The organism is Microbacterium sp. MMO-56, from assembly GCF_037146215.1.
In the GTDB taxonomy this organism is placed as follows: domain Bacteria; phylum Actinomycetota; class Actinomycetes; order Actinomycetales; family Microbacteriaceae; genus Microbacterium.
The window spans coordinates 1-19,708 of record NZ_JBBCVW010000008.1 but is presented as its reverse complement, the minus strand read 5'-3'; the positions used below and the strand labels follow the sequence as shown (position 1 = coordinate 19,708).

22 protein-coding genes are annotated in these 19,708 nt (G+C 72.1%); 13 read left to right on the top strand and 9 right to left on the bottom strand.

Translation table 11 applies throughout. The features are described 5' to 3' along the window. Positions 1-12: 12 nt before the first annotated feature. On the bottom strand, positions 13-1,506 hold the full coding sequence (locus WFI00_RS08955) for an MFS transporter (protein ID WP_336632930.1): 1,494 nt from the start codon (positions 1,504-1,506) through the stop codon (positions 13-15). A 103-nt stretch (positions 1,507-1,609) separates the two neighbouring features. On the opposite strand from WFI00_RS08955, the gene WFI00_RS08950 reads away from it, so the two are divergent. Further along, entirely contained in the window at positions 1,610-2,479 is an 870-nt protein-coding gene (locus tag WFI00_RS08950) for an alpha/beta fold hydrolase (protein WP_336632931.1), read from the top strand. Between the two features lie 19 nt (positions 2,480-2,498). Here the strand turns inward: WFI00_RS08950 and WFI00_RS08945 are convergent, their stop codons facing one another. From WFI00_RS08945 to WFI00_RS08930, 4 genes are all read right to left on the bottom strand, one after another. Continuing rightward, complete coding sequence (locus WFI00_RS08945; RefSeq protein ID WP_336632932.1) at positions 2,499-2,711, bottom strand: hypothetical protein; 213 nt, start codon at positions 2,709-2,711, stop codon at positions 2,499-2,501. Further along, positions 2,708-2,992: a hypothetical protein gene (locus tag WFI00_RS08940; protein ID WP_336632933.1), complete on the bottom strand. Its 285-nt coding sequence runs from the start codon at positions 2,990-2,992 to the stop codon at positions 2,708-2,710. The genes WFI00_RS08945 and WFI00_RS08940 overlap by 4 nt, the downstream gene beginning before the upstream one ends. A 107-nt stretch (positions 2,993-3,099) precedes the next feature. Beyond that, positions 3,100-3,399 carry a GNAT family N-acetyltransferase gene (locus WFI00_RS08935; RefSeq protein ID WP_336632934.1) on the bottom strand — a complete coding sequence of 100 codons (300 nt, stop codon included), beginning with the start codon at positions 3,397-3,399 and terminating at the stop codon, positions 3,100-3,102. Next, positions 3,396-3,980: a toxin gene (locus WFI00_RS08930; protein WP_336632935.1), complete on the bottom strand. Its 585-nt coding sequence runs from the start codon at positions 3,978-3,980 to the stop codon at positions 3,396-3,398. The genes WFI00_RS08935 and WFI00_RS08930 overlap by 4 nt, the downstream gene beginning before the upstream one ends. 420 nt (positions 3,981-4,400) lie before the next feature. Here WFI00_RS08930 and WFI00_RS08925 point away from each other — a divergent pair, with 420 nt between their 5' ends. The 8 genes from WFI00_RS08925 (at position 4,401) to WFI00_RS08890 (ending at position 11,324) form a co-directional block, all read left to right on the top strand. Next, positions 4,401-5,105 (top strand): winged helix-turn-helix domain-containing protein, encoded by a 705-nt coding sequence (locus WFI00_RS08925; protein ID WP_336632936.1) that lies wholly within the window; start codon positions 4,401-4,403, stop codon positions 5,103-5,105. Positions 5,106-5,244: 139 nt separating this feature from the next. Further along, entirely contained in the window at positions 5,245-6,186 is a 942-nt protein-coding gene (locus tag WFI00_RS08920) for a DNA-3-methyladenine glycosylase family protein (protein WP_336632937.1), read from the top strand. Between the two features lie 20 nt (positions 6,187-6,206). Next, positions 6,207-6,437: a hypothetical protein gene (locus tag WFI00_RS08915; RefSeq protein ID WP_336632938.1), complete on the top strand. Its 231-nt coding sequence runs from the start codon at positions 6,207-6,209 to the stop codon at positions 6,435-6,437. Positions 6,438-6,575: 138 nt separating this feature from the next. Further along, positions 6,576-7,556 (top strand): ABC transporter substrate-binding protein, encoded by a 981-nt coding sequence (locus WFI00_RS08910; protein WP_336632939.1) that lies wholly within the window; start codon positions 6,576-6,578, stop codon positions 7,554-7,556. Positions 7,557-7,760: 204 nt separating this feature from the next. Then, complete coding sequence (locus tag WFI00_RS08905) at positions 7,761-8,696, top strand: iron chelate uptake ABC transporter family permease subunit (protein WP_336632953.1); 936 nt, start codon at positions 7,761-7,763, stop codon at positions 8,694-8,696. Continuing rightward, complete coding sequence (locus tag WFI00_RS08900) at positions 8,686-9,720, top strand: iron chelate uptake ABC transporter family permease subunit (RefSeq protein WP_336632940.1); 1,035 nt, start codon at positions 8,686-8,688, stop codon at positions 9,718-9,720. Before WFI00_RS08905 ends, WFI00_RS08900 begins: the two co-directional genes overlap by 11 nt. Further along, the gene (locus tag WFI00_RS08895) at positions 9,717-10,484 is read left to right on the top strand and encodes an iron ABC transporter ATP-binding protein (protein ID WP_336632941.1); all 768 of its coding nucleotides are present in this window, start codon (positions 9,717-9,719) and stop codon (positions 10,482-10,484) included. The genes WFI00_RS08900 and WFI00_RS08895 overlap by 4 nt, the downstream gene beginning before the upstream one ends. A gap of 48 nt (positions 10,485-10,532) precedes the next feature. Further along, positions 10,533-11,324 carry a siderophore-interacting protein gene (locus WFI00_RS08890; protein ID WP_336632942.1) on the top strand — a complete coding sequence of 264 codons (792 nt, stop codon included), beginning with the start codon at positions 10,533-10,535 and terminating at the stop codon, positions 11,322-11,324. Between the two features lie 81 nt (positions 11,325-11,405). On the opposite strand, the gene WFI00_RS08885 is transcribed toward WFI00_RS08890, so the two are convergent. The 3 genes from WFI00_RS08885 to WFI00_RS08875 form a co-directional block, all read right to left on the bottom strand. Continuing rightward, positions 11,406-11,573 carry a hypothetical protein gene (locus tag WFI00_RS08885; protein ID WP_336632943.1) on the bottom strand — a complete coding sequence of 56 codons (168 nt, stop codon included), beginning with the start codon at positions 11,571-11,573 and terminating at the stop codon, positions 11,406-11,408. A gap of 116 nt (positions 11,574-11,689) precedes the next feature. Next, positions 11,690-12,520 (bottom strand): aldo/keto reductase, encoded by an 831-nt coding sequence (locus WFI00_RS08880; protein WP_336632944.1) that lies wholly within the window; start codon positions 12,518-12,520, stop codon positions 11,690-11,692. 30 nt (positions 12,521-12,550) lie between these two features. Then, positions 12,551-13,363, bottom strand: coding sequence for a Cof-type HAD-IIB family hydrolase (locus WFI00_RS08875; RefSeq protein ID WP_336632945.1), 813 nt, complete (start codon positions 13,361-13,363; stop codon positions 12,551-12,553). A 945-nt stretch (positions 13,364-14,308) separates the two neighbouring features. Here WFI00_RS08875 and WFI00_RS08870 point away from each other — a divergent pair. The 4 genes from WFI00_RS08870 (at position 14,309) to pgi (ending at position 19,214) form a co-directional block, all read left to right on the top strand. Next, positions 14,309-15,715, top strand: a complete 1,407-nt coding sequence (locus WFI00_RS08870; protein WP_336632946.1) for a sensor histidine kinase — start codon at positions 14,309-14,311, stop codon at positions 15,713-15,715. Next, positions 15,703-16,392: a response regulator transcription factor gene (locus WFI00_RS08865; protein WP_336632947.1), complete on the top strand. Its 690-nt coding sequence runs from the start codon at positions 15,703-15,705 to the stop codon at positions 16,390-16,392. Before WFI00_RS08870 ends, WFI00_RS08865 begins: the two co-directional genes overlap by 13 nt. After that, positions 16,389-17,237, top strand: a complete 849-nt coding sequence (locus WFI00_RS08860) for a hypothetical protein (RefSeq protein ID WP_336632948.1) — start codon at positions 16,389-16,391, stop codon at positions 17,235-17,237. The genes WFI00_RS08865 and WFI00_RS08860 overlap by 4 nt, the downstream gene beginning before the upstream one ends. Positions 17,238-17,537: 300 nt before the next feature. After that, entirely contained in the window at positions 17,538-19,214 is a 1,677-nt protein-coding gene (gene pgi / locus WFI00_RS08855) for a glucose-6-phosphate isomerase (protein WP_336632949.1), read from the top strand. A 134-nt stretch (positions 19,215-19,348) separates the two neighbouring features. Here the strand turns inward: pgi and WFI00_RS08850 are convergent, their stop codons facing one another. Then, positions 19,349-19,609 carry a cupin domain-containing protein gene (locus WFI00_RS08850; RefSeq protein WP_336632950.1) on the bottom strand — a complete coding sequence of 87 codons (261 nt, stop codon included), beginning with the start codon at positions 19,607-19,609 and terminating at the stop codon, positions 19,349-19,351. Positions 19,610-19,708 lie beyond the last annotated feature (99 nt).

The window sequence follows — 19,708 nt, the reverse complement described above, 5'->3', positions numbered from 1 at the left end:
GGACATCCGTCGTCAGACCCGCGGGGGTGCGCCGGGCGCGGGCCGGTCGTGCCCGCGCCGCCGCGAGAGCAGGTCCGCCACGCCGAGCAGGAACGCCAGGGAGAGGAAGATCGCGACCGAGACCATGCCGTACGCGTAGGCGTCGTGGAATGCGTCGATGCCGTGACGGCCGGCATCCGCGTCGCGGTAGATCGCGGCGTAGAACAGGGACAGCGCCACCGCGGTCCCGACGGCGGTCCCGATCCGCTGCCCGAGCTGACCGACCGAGCCGGCGAGCCCGCCCTCGCGGGTGGGGATCTCCGCGAGGGTGAGCGCCTGGTTGGGGGCCACGACGAGGCCGGCCCCGACCCCGGCGACGAGCATCGTGGCGGCCATCGCGTACGCCACGACCTCGGCGGGGACCGTGAAGGCCACGACGGCGAGGATCACGACCGACACGAGGACGATGCCGATCCCCCACACGACGAGGGGACGGCCGAGCCTGCCGACGAGGTTGCCGCCGATCCACGCGCTGACCGCGCTGGCGAGGGCGAAGCCGATCGACACCATCCCCGCGAAGACCGGCTCCAGCCCGACGCCGAGCTGGAGGAACAGGGTCGTCGTGAGGAACATCGCGGGGATGGCGGCGAAGTAGGTCGTCGCGATGAGGGTGCCGTTGCGATAGGAGCCGATGTCGAACAGCCGGAAGGGCACGAGCGGGGAGCGACCGGACGCCTCGTACCGCCGCTCCCACCAGACGAAGGCGGCCGCGAACACGCCGAAGAGCACCAGGGTCCACCATCTGCGGGGGTCGTCGTCCGGCGAACCCGTGGTGAACAGGAACGGCCACAGGAGCGCCACGACCATGATGGCGAACAGGACGAGTCCGATCGGGTCCAGCTGCAGGCGGCCCGGCGCCGGTCGGCGGGTCCCTGGGAGCAGCCAGATCACGCCGGCGAGCACGGCGAGGCACAGCGGGACGTTGATCCAGAAGATCCAGCGCCATCCGTCCTGCGGACCGCCGAGGGCGATCATCAGGCCGCCGAGGGTGGGCCCGAAGGCGGTCGCGATCCCGATCGTCGCACCGAACAGCCCGAACGCGCGGCCGCGCTCGGCTCCGGTGAAGATCTGCTGGATGGTGCCGAGGACCTGGGGCATCTGGATGCCCGCGGCCAGGCCCTGCACGAGGCGCGCGACCAGCAGCACCTCGGTCGTCGGCGCGAGCGCGCACACGATGCTCGTCAGGGTGAACAGGGTGAGCCCGACGAGGAACAGCTGCGTGCGCGAGCGCTGATCGCCGAGGCGTCCGAACGGGACGAGCGCGAGCCCGAACATCAGCACGTATCCCGACACCACGATCTGCAGCTCGGTCGAGCTCGCGCCGAGCGCGTGCTCGATGGAGGGCAGCGCGACGTTCACCTTGCTCAGGTCGAGGATCGTCAGCGCGGCGACGGAGACGCAGACCCAGAACGCGCGCCAGCGCTGTCCGTGGCTGAGCGGGATGCTGGCCGTCGCGGGAGATGTCATCGTCCTCAGGCTATGCCCCGCGTGCGCATCCCGGCCGGTGCGCGCAGGAATCCCCTCACCGTTCGTTCAGGGACGCCGTGCCGCCGCGTTCTAGCCTCGAAGGGTGACCGAGGAGAGTGCCCGCCCCGCCGAACCCGCCCAGAAGGTCGCCCAGGCCGTCGACGAGGTCGTCGCCCAGGCCACGGAGGCCGTCGACCGCACGGTCGACGAGCTGACCGGGGTGCCGACGGACGGCGGCGAGCTCGAGGAGTTCACCCACGACGGGTCGACGCTCATCGCCGAGCGGCGCGGCGACGAGACGTCGGCGCGCACCCTCGTGCTCGTGCACGGCATCGGCATGGGCCGGAAGGTCTTCGCCGACCTCGTCCGCCGCTTCGAGGACGACGCGCTCGTCGTCGCCGTGGATCTGCCCGGCTACGGCGAGGCGCCCGAACCGCCGCGCACCCCGGCCATCGAACGGATGGCGGACCTCGTCGCCGCGTACCTCCGCCATCTCGGGCGCGGCCCCGTCGTCCTGCTCGGCCACTCGATGGGGACGCAGGTGGTCACCGAGGTCGCGGTGCGCCACCCCGCGTGCGTCGACCGGCTCGTCCTCGTGGCGCCCACCGTCGACCGGCGGCGACGCCGGCCCCTGGTCCAGTTGGCGCGTCTGGGTGTCGACCTGTTCGGCGAGAGCGGCAAGGTGCTGCTGCTCGGGTCGCGCGAGTACCTGCGCGCGGGGCCTCACCTGCGGCGGAAGATGCGGGCGATGCTCGTCCATCGTCCCGAGCACTCCTATCCGCGGATCGCGGTGCCCACGCTCGTGATCCGCGGCGAGCTGGACGTCGTCGTCCCGCAGGAGTGGTTCGACGAGGTCGTGGCCGCGATCCCCGATGCCACCGCGTTCGTCGTGGCGGGCCACCACCACGAGACCCTCATCCGCACCGCACGCCCCGCCGCGGACGAGCTGCGGCGATGGCTCGCCGCCGGCTGATCGCCTCGAGTCGGACCGGTCAGCCCGAGATGTCGGCGACCCACCCCCGAACGACCTCGTCGTCGACGGCGATCCCCGTGTCGGCGAGGCGTCGACGCACGGCCGCGTCCACCGTGGCGGCGTCCTCCCCGGAGAGGTCGGCGCGCAGCTGTGCCAGGAGGCCCGCGACGCGCTCGTCCTCCGACGGGGAGTTCTGTGCGAGCGCCGGCTCGTCCTGCGTCTCGTCGGTCACGACTGCGCGTCCTCGTCGACGGCGAGGTCGGGGTCGATCCCCTGCGTGACCTCGGCGGTCTCGACGGCGTCATCCGCCTCGGCCTCGTATCCCGTCGACTCCCCGTCGGCGTCGCGGACGTCACTGGGCAGCCCCGCGTCGGCCGTCTGCGCATCGGAGCGGTCCCTCGTCTCGGCGTCGGCCGTCTGGGCGCTCTCCCACCCGCCGGCGGGATCCGCGTCGATCACGCCCTCCGGCAGATCCTCCGCGTCTGCGGACCCGTTCACCTCGTGGTCGGACATGACAGCCCCTTCCCCCGATCGTCCGATCGGTGTCGTGGTGTCCAGTGTCGTGCGCGCATCGGGGAGAGGTGAGGGCCTTGACGGGGCCCCGCGCCGCCGGTAGCCCCTCAGCCCGCGCGACGCGGGGAGAGCAGGTCGGACCGCTCCGGGTGCGCCGCGAACCAGTCGGCGACGTACCAGCAGACGGGGCTGACGACGCGGTCGCCCCGCGCCCCGATCTCGTCCACGGCACGGGCGACGACCTCGGCGGCGTACCCGTGGCCGCGGAACGTCGGGATCGTGTACGCGCGGGTGAGCGCCACGGTGCGGCCGTCGTCCCGGTAGTCGAGCACGCTGACCAGGTCGGAGCCGCGGTGGAGGGTGTAGCGGGAGGCGTCCGTCTCGTGCGCGAAGGTGAGCTCGGTCATCCCCCCACGCTACGCCCGGGCCGGGACAGGTCGGCGAGCCACGCGTCGACCTGTCCCTGACCTCGCAGGTGGATCACGGGTTCGCCTGCCGCGATGCGGGCCTGCATCCGCTCGCGCACGACCGGGTAGTCCGTCCAGGCCCACCGCACGATGTTCTCCTCCGGCGACCAGCGCAGCCACGACGCCGGGCGCTCGCGGTTGCCGTGCCACAGCTCCTCCCGCGTGAGCGCGCGGCGGAGCGTGCGTCCGATGATGCGGCGCATCACGACCGGACGCGGGTGGTCCACCCACACGTAGGCGTCGGCTCCGCCGGGTCGCCCCGGGTCGAGGATCCCGCCGATGCGCGCGGTCCAGTTGCCGTCCGACACCCAGCCGTCGGGGTGGGCGGCCACGAAGTCGCGGATCAGCGCGTGCGCCTCGTCGAGGTCCCGATAGGTCCAGTCCACGTCCCAGAAGACGGCGTCCAGATCCAGGCGAGGCAGCCCCGTCGCCGCGGCGACCGCCGCCGCCAGACTGCTCTTGCCCGAGCCGGAGGTTCCGACGATCCGGAGTCGGCGGGGACGATCGGGCTCGGAAGACATCCCTCGATTCTCGCGCCGACCCGACGATCGAGCAATCTGTCATCCGCCGTCACAATCCCGGTCGCGCGACCGTGCAGTTTGACACGCGGGGACACGGTTCGTCATAATCAGCGCATGACTGACAACGCACGCACTCTGTCCGCCCGGGAGGCGAACGGATCTGCCGGCATCATGATGCCGCGCGTTGCCATGTGTTGCCGAATGTGTATCTGACGGTCATCCCCGCCGGGTCCCCCTCCGATCGACGCCCCGCGTCCGATGTCGGAGCGCGTTGACCCCCGAGTCACCGGACACCTCCGCCCACGACGCGGACGTCGGATGCCTCGCACATCGGCCGATCTCGGGCCGACTCACGCAACACCGCTCGAACCCGCTCCAGGCGCTCCGCCCGGGTTCCCGCCGCCGAAGGACTCTCTTCCCATGTCGACCACCGCCCTCCTCACCCCCGTCGCCCCCGCCCGTCGCCACCTGCACGCCGTCGACGCCCCGCCGATCGCGCCCGCCACCGGCAGCATCCCCGTGGGGACCGCGCCCCGGGGCTTCGCCCTCTACGTCGGCATCGACGAGGGCAAGGCCGCCGCCGACGGCGTCTCGCTCTCGACGCTCGTCGCGGCCCTGCGTCGCACACTCGGCGAGCTCGCCCCCCACGCCGAGACCTATGCCACCGTCGCCCTCGCCCCCGCCGGCGCGGGCGGCCGCGACGTGGACGTCGTGCGCCTCGCCCTCCACGAGCCCAGCGCCGTGGCCCGCACCAAGTCCATCGAGGAGGACGCCGACCACGTCCCCGGCGGTGTCACGATCGACATCTCCCGTCGCCGGGTGCACATCGACGGCGAGACGGCCGCGCTCACGTTCAAGGAGTTCGAGCTGCTGCAGTACCTCGTGCTGCGCGAGGGCCGGACGATCGAGCGCACGGAGCTCGTCTCGTCGCTGTGGGCGAGCTCCGACGGCGACGACGCCCCGGGCGAGCGCACGATCGACGTCCACGTGCGGCGTCTGCGCGCCAAGCTCGGCCGCTACGAGGACATCGTCCGCACCGTCCGCGGGATCGGCTACCGCTTCGACCGTCACGCCGACGTCGTCATCCGCTTCGGACACGGCACCCCGTCGCCCGACCGTTTCTGAGACGACCGCCATTGCGGTGCCGGTCGTCGGACCGGTGGGGCCCGTGTCACCTCCCGTCCATCGTGAGGCACCACCCGCCCCACGGCTCCGACGACCGGCCAGGCACCCCCGCGTCGGGGGTGTGACATAGGGTGACGGCATGACGGCACGGACGGGGCGGACGCGTGAGCGGCCGGCCCCGCCGCTCGAGACCGAGTTCCGCCCGAGGGTGCCGATCGACGTGCGGCGAGCGCTGGCGGCGCACCAGCGGGGAGCCCACGATCCTGCTCAGCTCGAGCACGGGGGTGTGCTCTGGCGCGCCAGCAGGACACCGGCCGGCGTGGCGACGCTCGCGATCCGCGTCGAGCGCGCCCGGGTCCGCGCCGCGGCGTGGGGGCCGGGTGCGCAGTGGGCGCTCGACCAGCTTCCCCGACTGTGCGGTGCCGACGACGACCCCGAGGGCTTCGTCCCCGCGCACCCCCTGGTCGAGAGCACGCACCACCGGTACCCGCACGTGCGGCTGGGCCGGACCGATCTCGTCTTCGACGCGCTCGCCAGCGCGATCGTCGAACAGAAGGTCACCGGGCTGCAGGCCTTCGGCGCCTGGCGGATGATCCTCACGTGGTGCGGCGAGCGGGCGCCCGGCCCGACACCGCGGCCGATGTTCGCCCCACCCCTCGCCTGGCATCTCATCCCGAGCTGGACGTGGCACCGCGCGGGCCTGGAGCCACCGCAGTCGCGTGCGATCGTCGACGCCGCACGGCGGCGGGACTCGATCGAGACGGCCGCTGCGGCGGCCCCCGACGGCGACGCCCGCGACCGGGTGCTCACGAGCCTGCGCGGCGTGGGTGCCTGGACGAGCGCCGAGACGCGCATCCGCGCGTTCGGCGACCCCGACGCGGTGAGCGTGGGCGACTACCACCTGGCCCACCAGGTCGGGTACGCGCTCACCGGCCACCGCGTCGACGACGACGGGATGCTGGACCTGCTCGAGCCGTGGCGGGGCCACCGCCAGCGGGTGATCCGGCTGATCATGCTCAGCGGGGCGTTCGAGCCGCGCCGGGGCCCCCGCCTCGCTCCCGAAGACCACCGGGCGCGCTGAACGCGCCCTACGCTGTGGAGATGGACTCCGACCCGCAGAACACCGGCTGGCCCCGCGGACGCTGGGGGTGGCTCGTCGGCTCGCTCGTGCTGCTGGTGGCGGGCATCGTGTTCGGCCTGGCGTTCGGCAGCGTGTGGCTCGGGCTCACGATCGCCGTCATCGTCTCGATCGGCTGGCTCATCGCCTACGAGTCCTGGCGCGGCCGCAACCCCGGCCTCGACGACCCGTGGGACGACGGCGCCCAGCTCTAGCCCCTCGTCGCCCACCGCACGGTGGGGCCCTCGCGTTGCATCCGGCCGTCGTCGTCTGGCATGGTGGATTTAGGTATGCCTAACCTTCCCTATCGACACGCGCGTCACATGCATCCATCACCGAGGAGTACCTTCACCATGCGCAGACCCACCCTCGCAGCATCCCTGGCCCTGGCCTCGCTGCTGCTCCTGTCCGCGTGCGCCAGCACGCCCGCGGCCACGTCGACCTCGGCGCCCGCCGCGGACTACTACCCCGTCACCGTCACCGACCTCGGCGGCAACGAGGTCACCATCACGAGCGCGGACAGCGTCGCCATCACGGACAACCGCCTCTTCCAGCTGGCCGCCGACTGGGACATCCCCGTCACGGTCGCCCCGCGCGACCTGATGAGCCCGAACAACCCGCTGAAGGACGACGACACGATCCTCAACATCGGCACGCACGGCGAGCCGGACTACGAACAGATCGTCGCCGCCGATCCCGACCTCGTGATCACCGGCTACCGCTTCGGCGGCGAGGAGACCGCGAAGGGCGTGCGGGATGCCGCACCGGATGCCGCGATCGTCGACACGAACACGCCGAAGGGGATGTCCGCCGACGAGTATCTCGTCAAGAGCGTGACCCTCATGGGCGAGATCTTCGACAAGAAGAAGGAGGCCGCCGCCGTCATCGACGAGTTCCACGACGCGGTCGCCACGGCCAAGGCCGCCTACGACCCCGCGACGACGGTGATGGGTCTGATCACGACGGGCGGCGAGATCAACTACGCCAACCCGACGGACGGCCGCGGCGCGAGCATCTTCTTCTCCCTCCTGGGCCTCACCCCGGCGCTGCAGACCAGCGGCTCGGAGACCGACAAGGGCGACAGCGTCTCGCTCGAGGCGCTCGCGGCGGCGAACGCGGACGTGTTCCTCGTGCTCGACCGGGACGCCGCGGTCGGTCGCGGCGACGTCACGCCGGCTCTCGATCTCATCAACGGCTCGGCGGCCCTCGCGAACGTCCCGGCGGTGAAGAACTCCGCGATCGCGGTCTTCCCGGCGGACTTCTACCTCACCGAGGACGCCTTCGCCTACATCGCGGTGCTGAACAGCCTGACGACGGTCTTCCAGACCTCGTGACGGGGCGACGCCCGGCGTCGCCCTGACTCCGCCGCCGCGCCCGTGCCGCGGGCGCGGCGGCCCGTTCATCCGAGCGGATCCGAGCAGATCCGAGAAGTTCCGAGAAGCCCCGTGACCGAGCCCTCCCCCGCGACCGTCCGACGCGTGACGAACGTCGACGCCCTCTCCGGGGCGCCCCGGCGCCGCTCCGCCCGCGGGTCCGCGATGGCCCTGGCCGCGGGCGTCGCCGCGACGGCGATCCTCCTGGCGGTGTCGGTGTTCGTCGGGGTCGCGGACATCACGGATCCCTCGGGTGCGGACTTCCTCTGGATCACCCGGGTCCCCCGTACGGCGTCGCTCATGCTCGCGGGCGCCAGTATGGCGATGGCCGGGCTCGTGATGCAGCTGATGACCCAGAACCGCTTCGTCGAGCCGACGACGGTCGGCACGACCGAGTGGGCGGGACTCGGCCTCCTGCTCACCTACATCCTGCTGCCCGCCGCCAGCGTCCCCGTGCGGATGATCGTCGCGGTCGCCTTCGCGTTCGCGGGCACCCTCGTCTTCTTCGCCTTCCTGCGACGGGTGACGCTGAAATCGTCGCTCATCGTGCCGATCGTCGGGATCATGTTCGGCGCCGTCGTCAGCTCGGTCACCGCCTTCCTCGCGATCCAGGCGAACCTCCTGCAGGTGCTGGGCGGGTGGTTCATGGGCCGGTTCACCAGCGTCGAGGTCGGCCGCTACGAACTGCTGTGGATCGTGCTGGCCGTAGCGATCGTGGTCGCCGTCACGGCCGACCGCTTCACCGTGGCCGGATTGGGCAAGGACGTCGCCACGACCGTCGGGCTGGACTACGAGCGCGTCGTGCTGCTCGGGGTCGGGCTCGTCGCCGTCACGACCGGAGTGGTCACGGTCGTGATCGGGATGCTGCCCTTCCTCGGGCTCGTCGTGCCGAACCTGGTGTCGATGGTCCGCGGAGACGACCTCCGTTCGAACCTCCCCTGGGTCTTCCTCGCGGGGATCTGGGTCGTCACGGTGTGCGACATCGTGGGCCGACTCGTCATCATGCCGTTCGAGGTGCCCGTGTCGCTCGTGCTCGGCGTCGTCGGCTCCGTCGTGTTCATCGCGATGCTGCTGCGTCAGAGGAGGACGGATGCTCGCTGAGCCGCTCGCCTCGCCCGTCGCGCCCCGTCGCGTCGGTGCCTACGCCACCCCGGCCCGGCACGCGCGCGCCCGACTCGTCCTCGTCGCCCTGGTGGCCGCCGCGGCGGTCCTGACGATCCTGCTCCTCACCTGGGACAACCGATTCGAGGTCTTCAGCGACCGCTGGTGGCGCATCACCTCGATGCGGGCGTCGACGCTCGTCGTGATCGCGGTCGTCACGTGCTGCCAGGCGCACGCGACCGTCGCCTTCCAAACCGTGACGAACAACCGCATCCTCACCCCGTCGATCATGGGGTTCGAGTCGCTCTACGTCCTCGTGCAGACGAGCGTCGTGTTCTTCTTCGGCACGACCTCGGTCGTCGGCCTCGATCCGCTCGCCCGCTTCGTGCTGCAGGCGGCGGCGATGGTGCTGTTCGCGGTGCTGCTGTACTCGTGGCTCCTCTCGGGGCGGTTCGGCAACCTTCACGTGATGCTGCTGGTCGGCATCGTCCTCGGCGCCGGGATGGGATCGTTGTCGACCTTCCTGCAGCAGATGCTCGAGCCCAGCACGTTCGACGTGCTGCGCGCGCGCCTGTTCGGCAGCATCGGCAACGCGAACACCGCCTTCCTGTGGCTCGTCGTCCCCGTGTGCGCGGCCACGGCCGCTGCCGTGTGGCTCTCGTCGCGGCGCCTGGACGTCCTCGCCCTGGGCGCCGACATCAGCACCGGTCTCGGCATCCGTCACCGCCGCCAGGTCATGCTCGTGCTGACGCTCGTGGCGGTCCTGATGGCGATGAGCACCTCGCTCGTGGGTCCGATGACGTTCCTCGGCTTCCTCTCGGCGACCCTCGCCTACAGCATCGCCGACACGCACGAGCACCGGAGCATCCTGCCGGTCGCCTGGCTCGTCGGCTACCTCACGCTCGCCGGGGCGTACTTCCTGCTGCGCCACGTGCTCTCGCTGGTGGACAGCGTCACGATCGTCGTCGAGCTGGTCGGCGGTCTCCTGTTCCTCGTCGTCGTCTTCCGGAAGGGGCGCCTGTGATCCGTCTGGACGGTGTCGTCAAGAACTACGGCGGGACCCGCATCGGCCCCGTGTCGCTCGAGCTGCCCCCGGGCGGCATCGTCGCGCTCGTCGGCCCGAACGGAGCGGGCAAGTCGACGGTGCTCACGATGATCGGGCGGCTCCTCGCGCCCGATGAGGGCACCGTCACGATCGACGGCCTCGACGTCCACCGCACCCCCTCCCGACGGATCGCGCGCGTCGTGTCGATCCTCCGTCAGGAGAACCACTTCGTGACGCGTCTCACGGTGCGTCAGCTCGTCGGCTTCGGACGCTATCCGTACAGCGCCGGCCGGCTCACCACGCACGACGAGGACAAGATCTCCGCGGCGATCGACCTCCTCGATCTCACCGCCCTCGAACAGCGCTTCCTCGATCAGCTCTCCGGCGGACAGCGCCAGCGCGCCTACGTCGCGATGGTGCTCGCCCAGGACACGGACTACGTGCTGCTGGACGAGCCGCTGAACAACCTCGACGCCGAGCACTCGGTGCAGATGATGACGCGGCTGCGGCACGCGGCGGATGCCCTCGGCCGGACCATCGTGATCGTGCTGCACGACATCAACTTCGCCGCCGCCTACAGCGACTACATCGTCGCCATGGAGGAGGGCGTCGTGGCGGAGCACGGCACCCCCGCGGAGATCATCCGCGACGACGTCCTCACCCGCGTCTTCCCCACGCCCGTCACCGTCATCGACGGCCCCACCGGCCCCGTCGCCGTCTACCACCGCACCGTCGGCGGCTGACGCCCGACCCGAGACATCGACACAGAGATCGACTGAGGAGAAGAGCCCGTGACCCCCGACCTGCCCGCCTTCCGTCTCGAACGCCGTCCCCTCGACCTGCGGTTCCGGCACGCCCGGCTCGCGGCGCGCAAGTGGATCACCCCGGGCTACGTGCGGATCCGCGTCGACGGACCCGACCTGCGTGGGTTCGCGTCACCGGGCGCGGACGACCACATCCGGCTGTTCTTCCCCGACGCGCCGCCGGCGTCCGTCGACGAGCTCCGCGCCGCGCCCAGCCGCGAGTACACGCCGCTGGACTGGGACGCCGACGCCGGGTGGCTCGACCTCGAGTTCGTCCTGCACGCCGCCGAGGACGGGGCGGGCGTGGCGGCGCCCTGGGCCGAGACGGCGGACATCGGCGCACCGATCGGCGTCGGCGGACCCCGCGGCTCGCTCGTGCTGACCGGGCGTCCGGACGGCTGGCTGCTCGCCGGCGACGAAACCGCCGTCCCCGCGATCCGCCGGTTCACCCATCTCATGGACGACGACGCCGTCGGGCGCATCGTCGTCGAGGTACCGGACGCCGCGCACGAGCTGGCCGTGCCCGCCCCTCCGGGCGTGGTCGTCGAGCAGGTGCATCGCGGCGATCGCCCGGCGGGCTCCGTGCTCGCGGGCCGGCTCGACGCCCTCGCGGAGGTCGATCGCCCCTCCGGCGACGTCTTCGCGTTCGTCGCGGCCGAGCAGACGATCGTGCGCCACGGCCGGGAGCTGCTCACCCGACGCTGGGGGCTGTCCGCCGACCGGTTCGTGGTCAAGGGGTACTGGAAGCGCGGCGAGAGCGAGTACCACGCGCCGCACTGAGCCCTCGGGAGGCCGTCGGCCCACCGACGCGCGGACCGACGCCCGCCGGTGGGCCGTGCCCTCGCGGGGGCCGGGAGGGCCTCAGGCCGGAGCCTGCTCGTCCTCTTCGGGATTGAAGTTCGACGGCTCGTCGGTGTGTCCCGCGGCGACACCGTCCGGGTCGGGCGGGATGGTCCCGTCCTCCCCCAAGCCGCCGGGCTCGGTCGTGACGTCCTCGCCGTCGGGTTCCTGGTTCGTCTGGTCGCTCATCGCGTGGCTCCCCTCGGTACGGCCGGTCGGCCGGGCGCCGCCGGTGCGCTCACGCTACGTCGCCCGCCTCCGTCGATCAGGGGGATTGACCGGGTCGCGCGAGCGTAGTACCCGCCTCACATCTCCTCGTGGGTGTCCGGGTCGCCGCCCCAGAGCCGGCCGCGTTCGAGTCCCGACAGGGCGGCGATCTCCGGCTCCGAGAGTGCGAAGCCGAAGACATCCGCGTTCTCCACCTGGCGCACCGGGTCGGCCGACTTGGGGATCGGGGTCGAGCCGAGCTGCGTGTGCCAGCGGAGCACCGCCTGCGTCGGGGTGACCCCGTGCGCGGCGGCGACATCGGCGACGACCTGCTCCGAGAGCAGTTCGCTGCGCCGGGCGAGCGGGCTCCAGCTCTCGGTGCGGATCCCGTGCGCGGCGTGGAAGGCGCGCAGCGCCTCCTGCGGGAAGTACGGATGCATCTCGATCTGGTTGACGGCCGGGGTCGTGCCCGTCTCGTCGATCAGGCGGGTGAGCATCGCCTCCGTGAAGTTCGAGACCCCCACCGAGCCGACGCGTCCGTCCTTCTGCAGGTCGATCATGGCGCGGAAGGTCTCCACGTAGCGGTTCACGCTCGGGTTCGGCCAGTGGATCAGGTACAGGTCGATGCGGTCGAGACCGAGTCGCTCGAGGGATGCCTCGGCGCTGCGCCGCGTCTCGTCGTACCCGTGGTCGCGGCCGGGGACCTTCGTCGTGACGATCAACCGGTCGCGCATCCCGCTGCGCCGGACCGCGTCGCCGACCTCGGTCTCGTTCTCGTAGTTGACCGCCGAGTCGAGCAGCCGGTATCCGTTCTCGATGGCCGCGACGATGGCGTCGACGCCCTCCGGCCCGCGCAGGTTGTACGTGCCGAAGCCGAGCTCCGGGAAGGCGGTGCCGTCGTTCAGGGTGACTGTGGGGATGGTGACCATGCCCTCCACGCTACGCCCCCGCCCGGACGCTCAGTCGGCGACGAGCTGCTCGATGACGGTGACCACGCCCGCCTCGGCGTTCGACGGTGCCCGATGACGGGCGACGGAGACGACATCCGGATGGGCGTCGGCCATGGCGTAGGACCAGTGCGCCGCCTGGAGCAGCTCGATGTCGTTGCGGTAGTCGCCGAACGCCGCCGTCTGCGCCGCGGTGACACCGAGCGCCCCCTGGAGGGCGCGCAGGGCGACCCCCTTGTTCACGGTGCTGTTCATGATGTCGACCCAGTGCCGGCCGGAGACCACGACCTGGTGCGACGCGGACAGGTCCGCGAAGGCGGGCGCCGTGTGGTCCTCACCGCCGTCGAAGTCGTAGATCGCGAGCTTCAGGACCTGATCGTCGACCTCTCGCAGGTCGTCGACCCGCTCGAGTCGCGCGTAGTACTTCTCGACCTCGGTGAGGAAATCGGGCGCGCCGTCCTCGATGTAGGCCGAGCGCTTCCCGCACACGACGAGGGCGGCGTGCAACGCGCCGGAGGCCACCCGCTCGCGGACGCGGTCGATCACGGATGCCACGAACGCGGCATCGAGCGCGTCGGAGCTCACCTCGGCGTCGCCGCGCACGACGTAGGCGCCGTTCTCGGCGATGTAGTCCAGCTCGCCGCCGACGCCGGAGAACATCCGCTGCAGCGTCGCGAGCTGTCGCCCGCTCGCCGGGGCGAACGCGATGCCGCGCTCGCGCAGCCGATCGAGCAGCGGCCACAGCGTCTCGGGGATGGTCCCGTCGGGCCGGAGGAGCGTGCCGTCCATGTCGACGGCGATGAGGCGGATGTCGGGCGAGGGCACCCCTCCATCCTGCCAAAGCGGATGCGGCGCCGGCCCGGAGGAGGGCGAGGGGGATCACGGGGCGGGGGCGCGGGGCGGGGGCGCGGGGCGGGGGCGCGGGGTGGGGTCGCCGGGCGGGGCCGCGGGGGCGCGTCTTGTCACTTGCGCAGGTTCGGGGTCGCCTCCGGTCAGGTCATCCCGAGTCCGGGGTCGCGTGTGGTCGGGGCTGCATGTTCGGGATCGCCTTTGGTCGCCCCAGCCCAGGTCCGGGCCGCCTCCGGTCGCCTCTGCATGTTCGGGGTCGCTTTTGGTCGCGCCAACTCACGTTCGGGGTCGCGTCCGGTCGCCTCACCCCGCCCGAGGCGACACCACGCGACCCCGAACGTGCAGAACCGACCCCGAGCCCGACACCACGCGACCCCCAAGCTCCGGAGACCCCGGCTTGGCACCCCCTCCACCAGAGCCCGAGGCCACCGCAGCCTGCTTGAGGTCACCACCCCCTCATCCACCGCGGGCAGGTTCGGGGTCGCCTTTGGTCGCCTCGGCACGTTCGGGGTCGCCTTTGGTCGCGCCAACTCACGTTCGGGGTCGCCTTTGGTCGCGCCAACTCACGTTCGGGGTCGCCTTTGGCCGCGCCGAGTCACGTTCGGGGTCGCGTCCGATCGCCTCACCTCGCCCGACGCGACACCACGCGACCCCGAACCTGCAGAGCCCACCCCGAACCCGACACCACGCGACCCCGAACGTGCAGAGCCCACCCCGAACCCGACACAACGCGACCCCGAACCTGCAGAGCCCACCCCGAACCCGACACCCGCCCGACCCCACCCCCGCCCGACCCCGCCCGGCCCCGCCCGACCCCGCCCGACCCCGAACCCGACACCGCGCGAGTTCGGGTTATCCCGACGCCGGATCGTCGGGGTGCCTCCCGTGCGACGCGGCCTGCCCCCGCCCTAGCGTGGAGTCATGCCCTCCTCGCCCCCCGCAGCCGCCGCACCACAGAGCGCCCCGGCGCCCCGCACCACCGCCGCACCCCACACCACCCCGGCGCCCCACACCGCCCCGGCAGCCCACACCACCCCCGCGCCCCACACCACCCCGGCCTCCGGCCGCGTCCGGATCCGCACCCACATCGGCGCGATCCTCCAGCTCGCCGCCATCGGCCTCGTGGGGTCGCTCACGTTCGCGCTCCTCGTGACGCTCCTGAGCCTGGGACTCTCGCTGGTCCTCGTCGTCGGCATCGGCCTGCTGTTCCTCGTCGCGTTCCTGTACGTCCTGTGGGCGAGCGCCTGGCTCGAACACGAGCGGGTCGAGGGCCTGTACGGGTTCGGCATCCCCGTGCTGGCCCTGCGCAGCAGCGGGCAGCCGGGATTCGCCGGCTGGCTGCGGACCCTCTGGGCGCAGTTCACCGACGGCGCGATGTGGCGCGGGGTCGCCTCGGGGGCGATCGCGACGATCCTCGGGCTCGTGGTGCTGTCGATCCTCGGGACTCTGACGACGGCCGCCGCCCTCCCCTTCGCCCCCCTCGTCGAGCACGAGCGCGCCGCGTGGCGGCTGCCGCTGCTCGGCGTGCCCATCCCCGTCGAGTGGTCAGTGTTCACCGGCATCCTCGGGGTGATCGTCTGCCTCGCGCTCCTGGCGGCGATCGCGCTCCTGCACGCCGTGCTCGTGCGGGCGATCCTGGTGCCGAGCCGCGAGGGCGCCTTGATCGAACAGGCCCGCACTGCCGGATCGCAGCGCGAGAGCGCCGTGCGCGCCGGCGAGGTCGAGCGCACGCGCATCGAGCGCGACCTCCACGACGGCGTCCAGCCTCGCCTTGTGTCGGTCGCCATGACGCTCGGCCTCGCCCAGCAGAAGATCGAGGACGACCCCGTCGCGGCCCGCGCGCTCGTCGACGAGGCGCACACCTCGACGAAGGCGGCCATCACCGAGCTCCGCCAGCTCGCCCGCGGCATCCACGCCTCCGTCCTCGACGACCGCGGGCTCGACGCCGCCCTCAGCGCGCTGGCGGCCCGGTCGCACGTGCCGGTCTCGCTCGACGTCCGCCTCCCGGATCCGGCCGCCGGGCGGTGCAGCCGCACCGCGGAAGCCGCCCTCTACTTCGCGATCGCGGAGTCGCTCACCAACGCGGCGAAGCACTCCCGCGCCTCCGAGGTCCGGGTCTCCGTCCGCCTGCGCGACGACGCGCCCGAGGGGCGCCCCGCCCTGTGGGCGCGGATCGAGGACAACGGCGTGGGCGGGGCCCGCGTGCTCCCCGGGGGCGGCCTCGACGGGATCGCGAACCGGATCACCGCCGCGGGCGGCACGAGCCGGCTGGACAGCCCCGCCGGCGGCCCGACCGCTCTGGAGGTGAGCGTCCCGTGCGCATCCTGATCTGCGAAGACTCCACCCTGCTCCGCGAGGGCCTGGTGCGCCTGCTCGAGGACGCCGGTCACACGGTCGTCGCGGCGCTGCCGGATGCCGGCGAGCTCGCCGAGACCGTCCGCGCGGCATCCCCCGACCTGTGCATCCTCGATGTGCGCCTCCCGCCGACCTATACCGACGAGGGCATCCGCGCCGCGGTCGCCCTGCGCGCCGCGCACCCGGGCCTCCCCGTGCTCGTCCTCAGCCAGTACGTCGAGGAGCGGTACGCCAGCGAGCTCATCACGGGGCAGTCGACGGCCTTCGGCTACCTGCTCAAGGACCGCGTGGCCGACGTCCGCGATTTCCTCGACGCGGTCGAGCGGATCGGGGCCGGGGCGAGCGTGCTGGATCCCGAGGTCGTCGCGCAGCTGCTCACGCGCCGCGCCCGCGACGAACGGATGGCCCGCCTCACCGACCGCGAACGCACCGTCCTGGCGCTGATCGCGGAGGGGAAGAGCAACCAGGCGATCGCGCAGACGCTCTTCGTCACCGAGGCGAGTGTCGAGAAGCACATCACCTCCCTCTTCCAGAAGCTCGACCTCGAGCAGGACCAGCAGGGCAACCGCCGCGTGCTCGCGGTCCTCGTCCACCTCGCCCACGGCCGCCCCCACGCCGACGGCACCCCCCTGAACGGAGCAGTCCGATGAGCATGACCCTCACTCCCCCGCCCGCCGCCGGCGGGCCCGCCACAGATCCGCAGCCCGGCCCGCCGCAGCCCCGGTCATCCGCGCGGGTGGTCGCGATCCTCGCGATCGTGCTCGGCGCCGTCCTGCTCCTCGGCGGCATCGCATCGACCGCCGTGACGGTCCTGCGCACGGCGGGGCAGGGCCAGCGCACGCTCACGGCCACCGCGGGCGGCATCGGAGACCTGCGCGTCGACGTCTCCGCCGCCGACCTGACCGTCGTCTACGAGGGCGACGAGGTGCGCCTGGACGTCACCGGTCACGCCGACGACTGGCGGCTCGAGCGAGACGGCGAGACCGTCTCCGTGCAGACCCACCGCGCCTGGTGGGGCGGATGGGGGCTCTGGGACGCCCAGGACCAGGCGGTGCTCACACTCCCCCGCGCCCTCGAGCGGACGGAGCTCGACGCCCGGGTCTCGCTGTCGGCGAGCGCCCTGCGCGCCGACGGACGCTTCGGGGCCGTGGACCTCGACCTCAGTGCGGGCTCCGCCGACCTCGGCGGAAGCGCCCGTTCGCTGGATGCCCGGCTCTCGGCCGGCCGGCTCGCCTTCGACCTCGATGGGGTCGCCACGGCCGATCTGCGTCTGAGTGCGGGGGAGGTCGTGGGCGCGATGACCGGCGACGCTCCCCGCGAGGTCGCCCTGGAGGCGAGCGCGGGCCGGATCGATCTGACCCTTCCCGACGAGACGTACGCGGTGACCGAGAACGTCGATGCGGGAAGCGTCGACAACAGGCTCACCGTCGACCGAACCTCGCCGAACCGCGTGTCGGTGGACGTCTCGGCGGGCCAGGTGACCCTGCGATCCTGACCGCGGGCTATGCGACGGATATGAGTCCGTCGCACCCCTGGACCTTCGTTACCCGTTCGTTATACAGTCGTGTCATCGCCGCTCCACTCCCCATCGGAGCGGCGGCGCAGAGCCTCCTCTGTGATTCCTCTTGGTGCAAAAGTGGTGCGAATGGGATGACGGGCCGGTCGGTGGATTCCACCGCCCGGCCCGTCTCCTCGTCTGCACCCGCCCGAGGCGCCGGCCCCGACCGCCGTGCGAGGCTGTTTCTCCCCCTCCCGCGGTCTGCCGCGCAGGCCGCCGCCGCGCTAGCGTGGAGCCGTGACCACGCCGATCGATCCCACCACCACGCCCGCCTGGACCGAGCTGTCCGCCCTGCGTGACGCCCTCGTCCCGGACCTGCGCAGCTGGTTCCGCGATGACCCGGAGCGCGCCCGCCGGTTGAGCTTCGAGCTCGCGGACCTGCACGTCGACCTGTCGAAGAACCTGATCGACGACGAGGTCCTCGCCGCTCTCGTGCGGCTCGCCGAGCAGACCGGCGTCACGGACCGCTTCGCCGCGATGCTCCGGGGCGACCACATCAACACGACGGAGGACCGCGCGGTCCTGCACACCGCCCTGCGCCGTCCCGCCGGGGCGACCCCGGCGCTCGTGGTGGACGGCCAGGACGTCGACCACGACGTGCAGCAGGTCCTGACGGCGATGTCGGCGTTCGCCGACCGTGTCCGCAGCGGGGCATGGACCGGGATCACCGGCAAGAAGGTGACGACCGTCGTCAACATCGGCATCGGCGGATCCGACCTCGGACCCGTGATGATCTCCGCCGCGCTCGAACCGTTCGGCGACGACATCGAGGCGCGGTTCGTCTCCAACATCGATCCGTTCGACCTCGCGCACAAGACGAAGGGGCTCGACCCCGAGACGACGCTGTTCATCGTCGCCTCGAAGACCTTCACGACCCTCGAGACCCTCACCAACGCGCGACTCGCGCGCGACTGGCTGTGGGCGGGACTCGAGGCGTCCGGCGCGATCGACGGCGGCGACGCGCAGCGCACGGATGCCGTGGCGCACCACTTCGTCGCCGTGTCGACCGCCCTCGACAAGGTCGCGGCGTTCGGCATCGACACCGACAACGCCTTCGGGTTCTGGGACTGGGTCGGCGGACGGTACTCGGTCGACTCGGCGATCGGCCTGTCGCTCATGATCGAGTTCGGCCCCGACGCGTTCCGCGAGCTGCTCGCCGGTTTCCACGCGGTCGACGAGCACGTCGCCTCGACGCCGCTGGAGCGCAACGTGCCGGTCCTCATGGGCCTGCTGAACATCTGGTACACGAACTTCCTCGGGGCGCAGTCGCACGCCGTGCTGCCCTACGCGCAGCAGCTGAGCCGCTTCGCGGCCTACCTGCAGCAGCTGACGATGGAGTCCAACGGTAAGGGCGTGCGCTGGGACGGCTCACCGGTGACCACCGACACCGGCGAGATCTTCTGGGGCGAGCCGGGCACCAACGGCCAGCACGCCTTCTACCAGCTGATCCACCAGGGCACGCGCCTCATCCCGGCAGACTTCATCGCCTTCGCGAACCCCGCGTATCCGCTCACCGACGGCGGCCGCGACGTCCACGGCCTGTTCCTGGCGAACTTCCTCGCGCAGACGAAGGCGCTCGCCTTCGGCAAGACCGCGGAGGAGGTCGAGGCCGAGGGGACGACCGGCCCGCTCGTCGCGGCGCGCACCTTCCCGGGCAACCGGCCGACGACCTCGATCTTCGCGTCGGCGCTCACCCCGCGCGTGCTCGGCGAGCTGATCGCGCTGTACGAGCACATCACGTTCGCGCAGGGCGTCGTGTGGGGCATCAACTCCTTCGACCAGTGGGGCGTCGAGCTCGGCAAGCAGCTGGCGCTGCAGATCGCTCCCGCGATCGAGGGCGACGAGTCCGCCTTCGCCGCGCAGGATGCCTCGACGCAGTCGCTCCTGACCTACTACCGCACCCACCGCGCCTGACCCCCCTCTCTCCCCCCTCGTCGCCGGCGAAAAATCAGATCCGGCGCGAGAAACACCCCCGTGCGTGGTTTCTCGCGCCCGCGATGGTTTTTCGCCGCGCGGGCGGGGGGCGAGGGGGAGGAGGGCGGGGGAGGTCAGGAGGGTGGGGCGTGCGTGTGGAAACGCTCGCCGTCGGCGCTGAAGATGCTCAAGACTTCGGCGGGGCCCGCCTCGGTCGCGCTGATGGAGTGCGGCAGTCGCGTGTCGAACTCGGCCGCCTCGCCGGGATCGATCAGGTGCTCGGTGCCGTCCAGCGCGAGGCGGACGCGCCCGCTCAGCACGTACAGCCACTCGTAGCCGTCGTGCACGCGCGGCGCGGGCGCCTCGGCGCGCGCGGGATAGATGGCTCTGCGCATTCTAGGTGGGGGTGAGGGGGTCAAGTCCGCCGGCGATCAGGAGCATGCGGAGCCGGTAGTTGTCGTAGTTGGTGAAGCCGCGGGCGATCCGGCGGGCGA

Coding starts and splice junctions, on each gene's coding strand:
- WFI00_RS08955 (WP_336632930.1), bottom strand. CDS start 1,506: ATGACATCTCCCGCGACGGCCAGCATCCCGCTCAGCCACGGACAGCGC.
- WFI00_RS08940 (WP_336632933.1), bottom strand. CDS start 2,992: ATGTCCGACCACGAGGTGAACGGGTCCGCAGACGCGGAGGATCTGCCG.
- WFI00_RS08935 (WP_336632934.1), bottom strand. CDS start 3,399: ATGACCGAGCTCACCTTCGCGCACGAGACGGACGCCTCCCGCTACACC.
- WFI00_RS08930 (WP_336632935.1), bottom strand. CDS start 3,980: ATGTCTTCCGAGCCCGATCGTCCCCGCCGACTCCGGATCGTCGGAACC.
- WFI00_RS08925 (WP_336632936.1), top strand. CDS start 4,401: ATGTCGACCACCGCCCTCCTCACCCCCGTCGCCCCCGCCCGTCGCCAC.
- WFI00_RS08920 (WP_336632937.1), top strand. CDS start 5,245: ATGACGGCACGGACGGGGCGGACGCGTGAGCGGCCGGCCCCGCCGCTC.
- WFI00_RS08915 (WP_336632938.1), top strand. CDS start 6,207: ATGGACTCCGACCCGCAGAACACCGGCTGGCCCCGCGGACGCTGGGGG.
- WFI00_RS08910 (WP_336632939.1), top strand. CDS start 6,576: ATGCGCAGACCCACCCTCGCAGCATCCCTGGCCCTGGCCTCGCTGCTG.
- WFI00_RS08905 (WP_336632953.1), top strand. CDS start 7,761: ATGGCCCTGGCCGCGGGCGTCGCCGCGACGGCGATCCTCCTGGCGGTG.
- WFI00_RS08900 (WP_336632940.1), top strand. CDS start 8,686: ATGCTCGCTGAGCCGCTCGCCTCGCCCGTCGCGCCCCGTCGCGTCGGT.
- WFI00_RS08885 (WP_336632943.1), bottom strand. CDS start 11,573: ATGAGCGACCAGACGAACCAGGAACCCGACGGCGAGGACGTCACGACC.
- WFI00_RS08880 (WP_336632944.1), bottom strand. CDS start 12,520: ATGGTCACCATCCCCACAGTCACCCTGAACGACGGCACCGCCTTCCCG.
- WFI00_RS08870 (WP_336632946.1), top strand. CDS start 14,309: ATGCCCTCCTCGCCCCCCGCAGCCGCCGCACCACAGAGCGCCCCGGCG.
- WFI00_RS08860 (WP_336632948.1), top strand. CDS start 16,389: ATGAGCATGACCCTCACTCCCCCGCCCGCCGCCGGCGGGCCCGCCACA.
- WFI00_RS08850 (WP_336632950.1), bottom strand. CDS start 19,609: ATGCGCAGAGCCATCTATCCCGCGCGCGCCGAGGCGCCCGCGCCGCGC.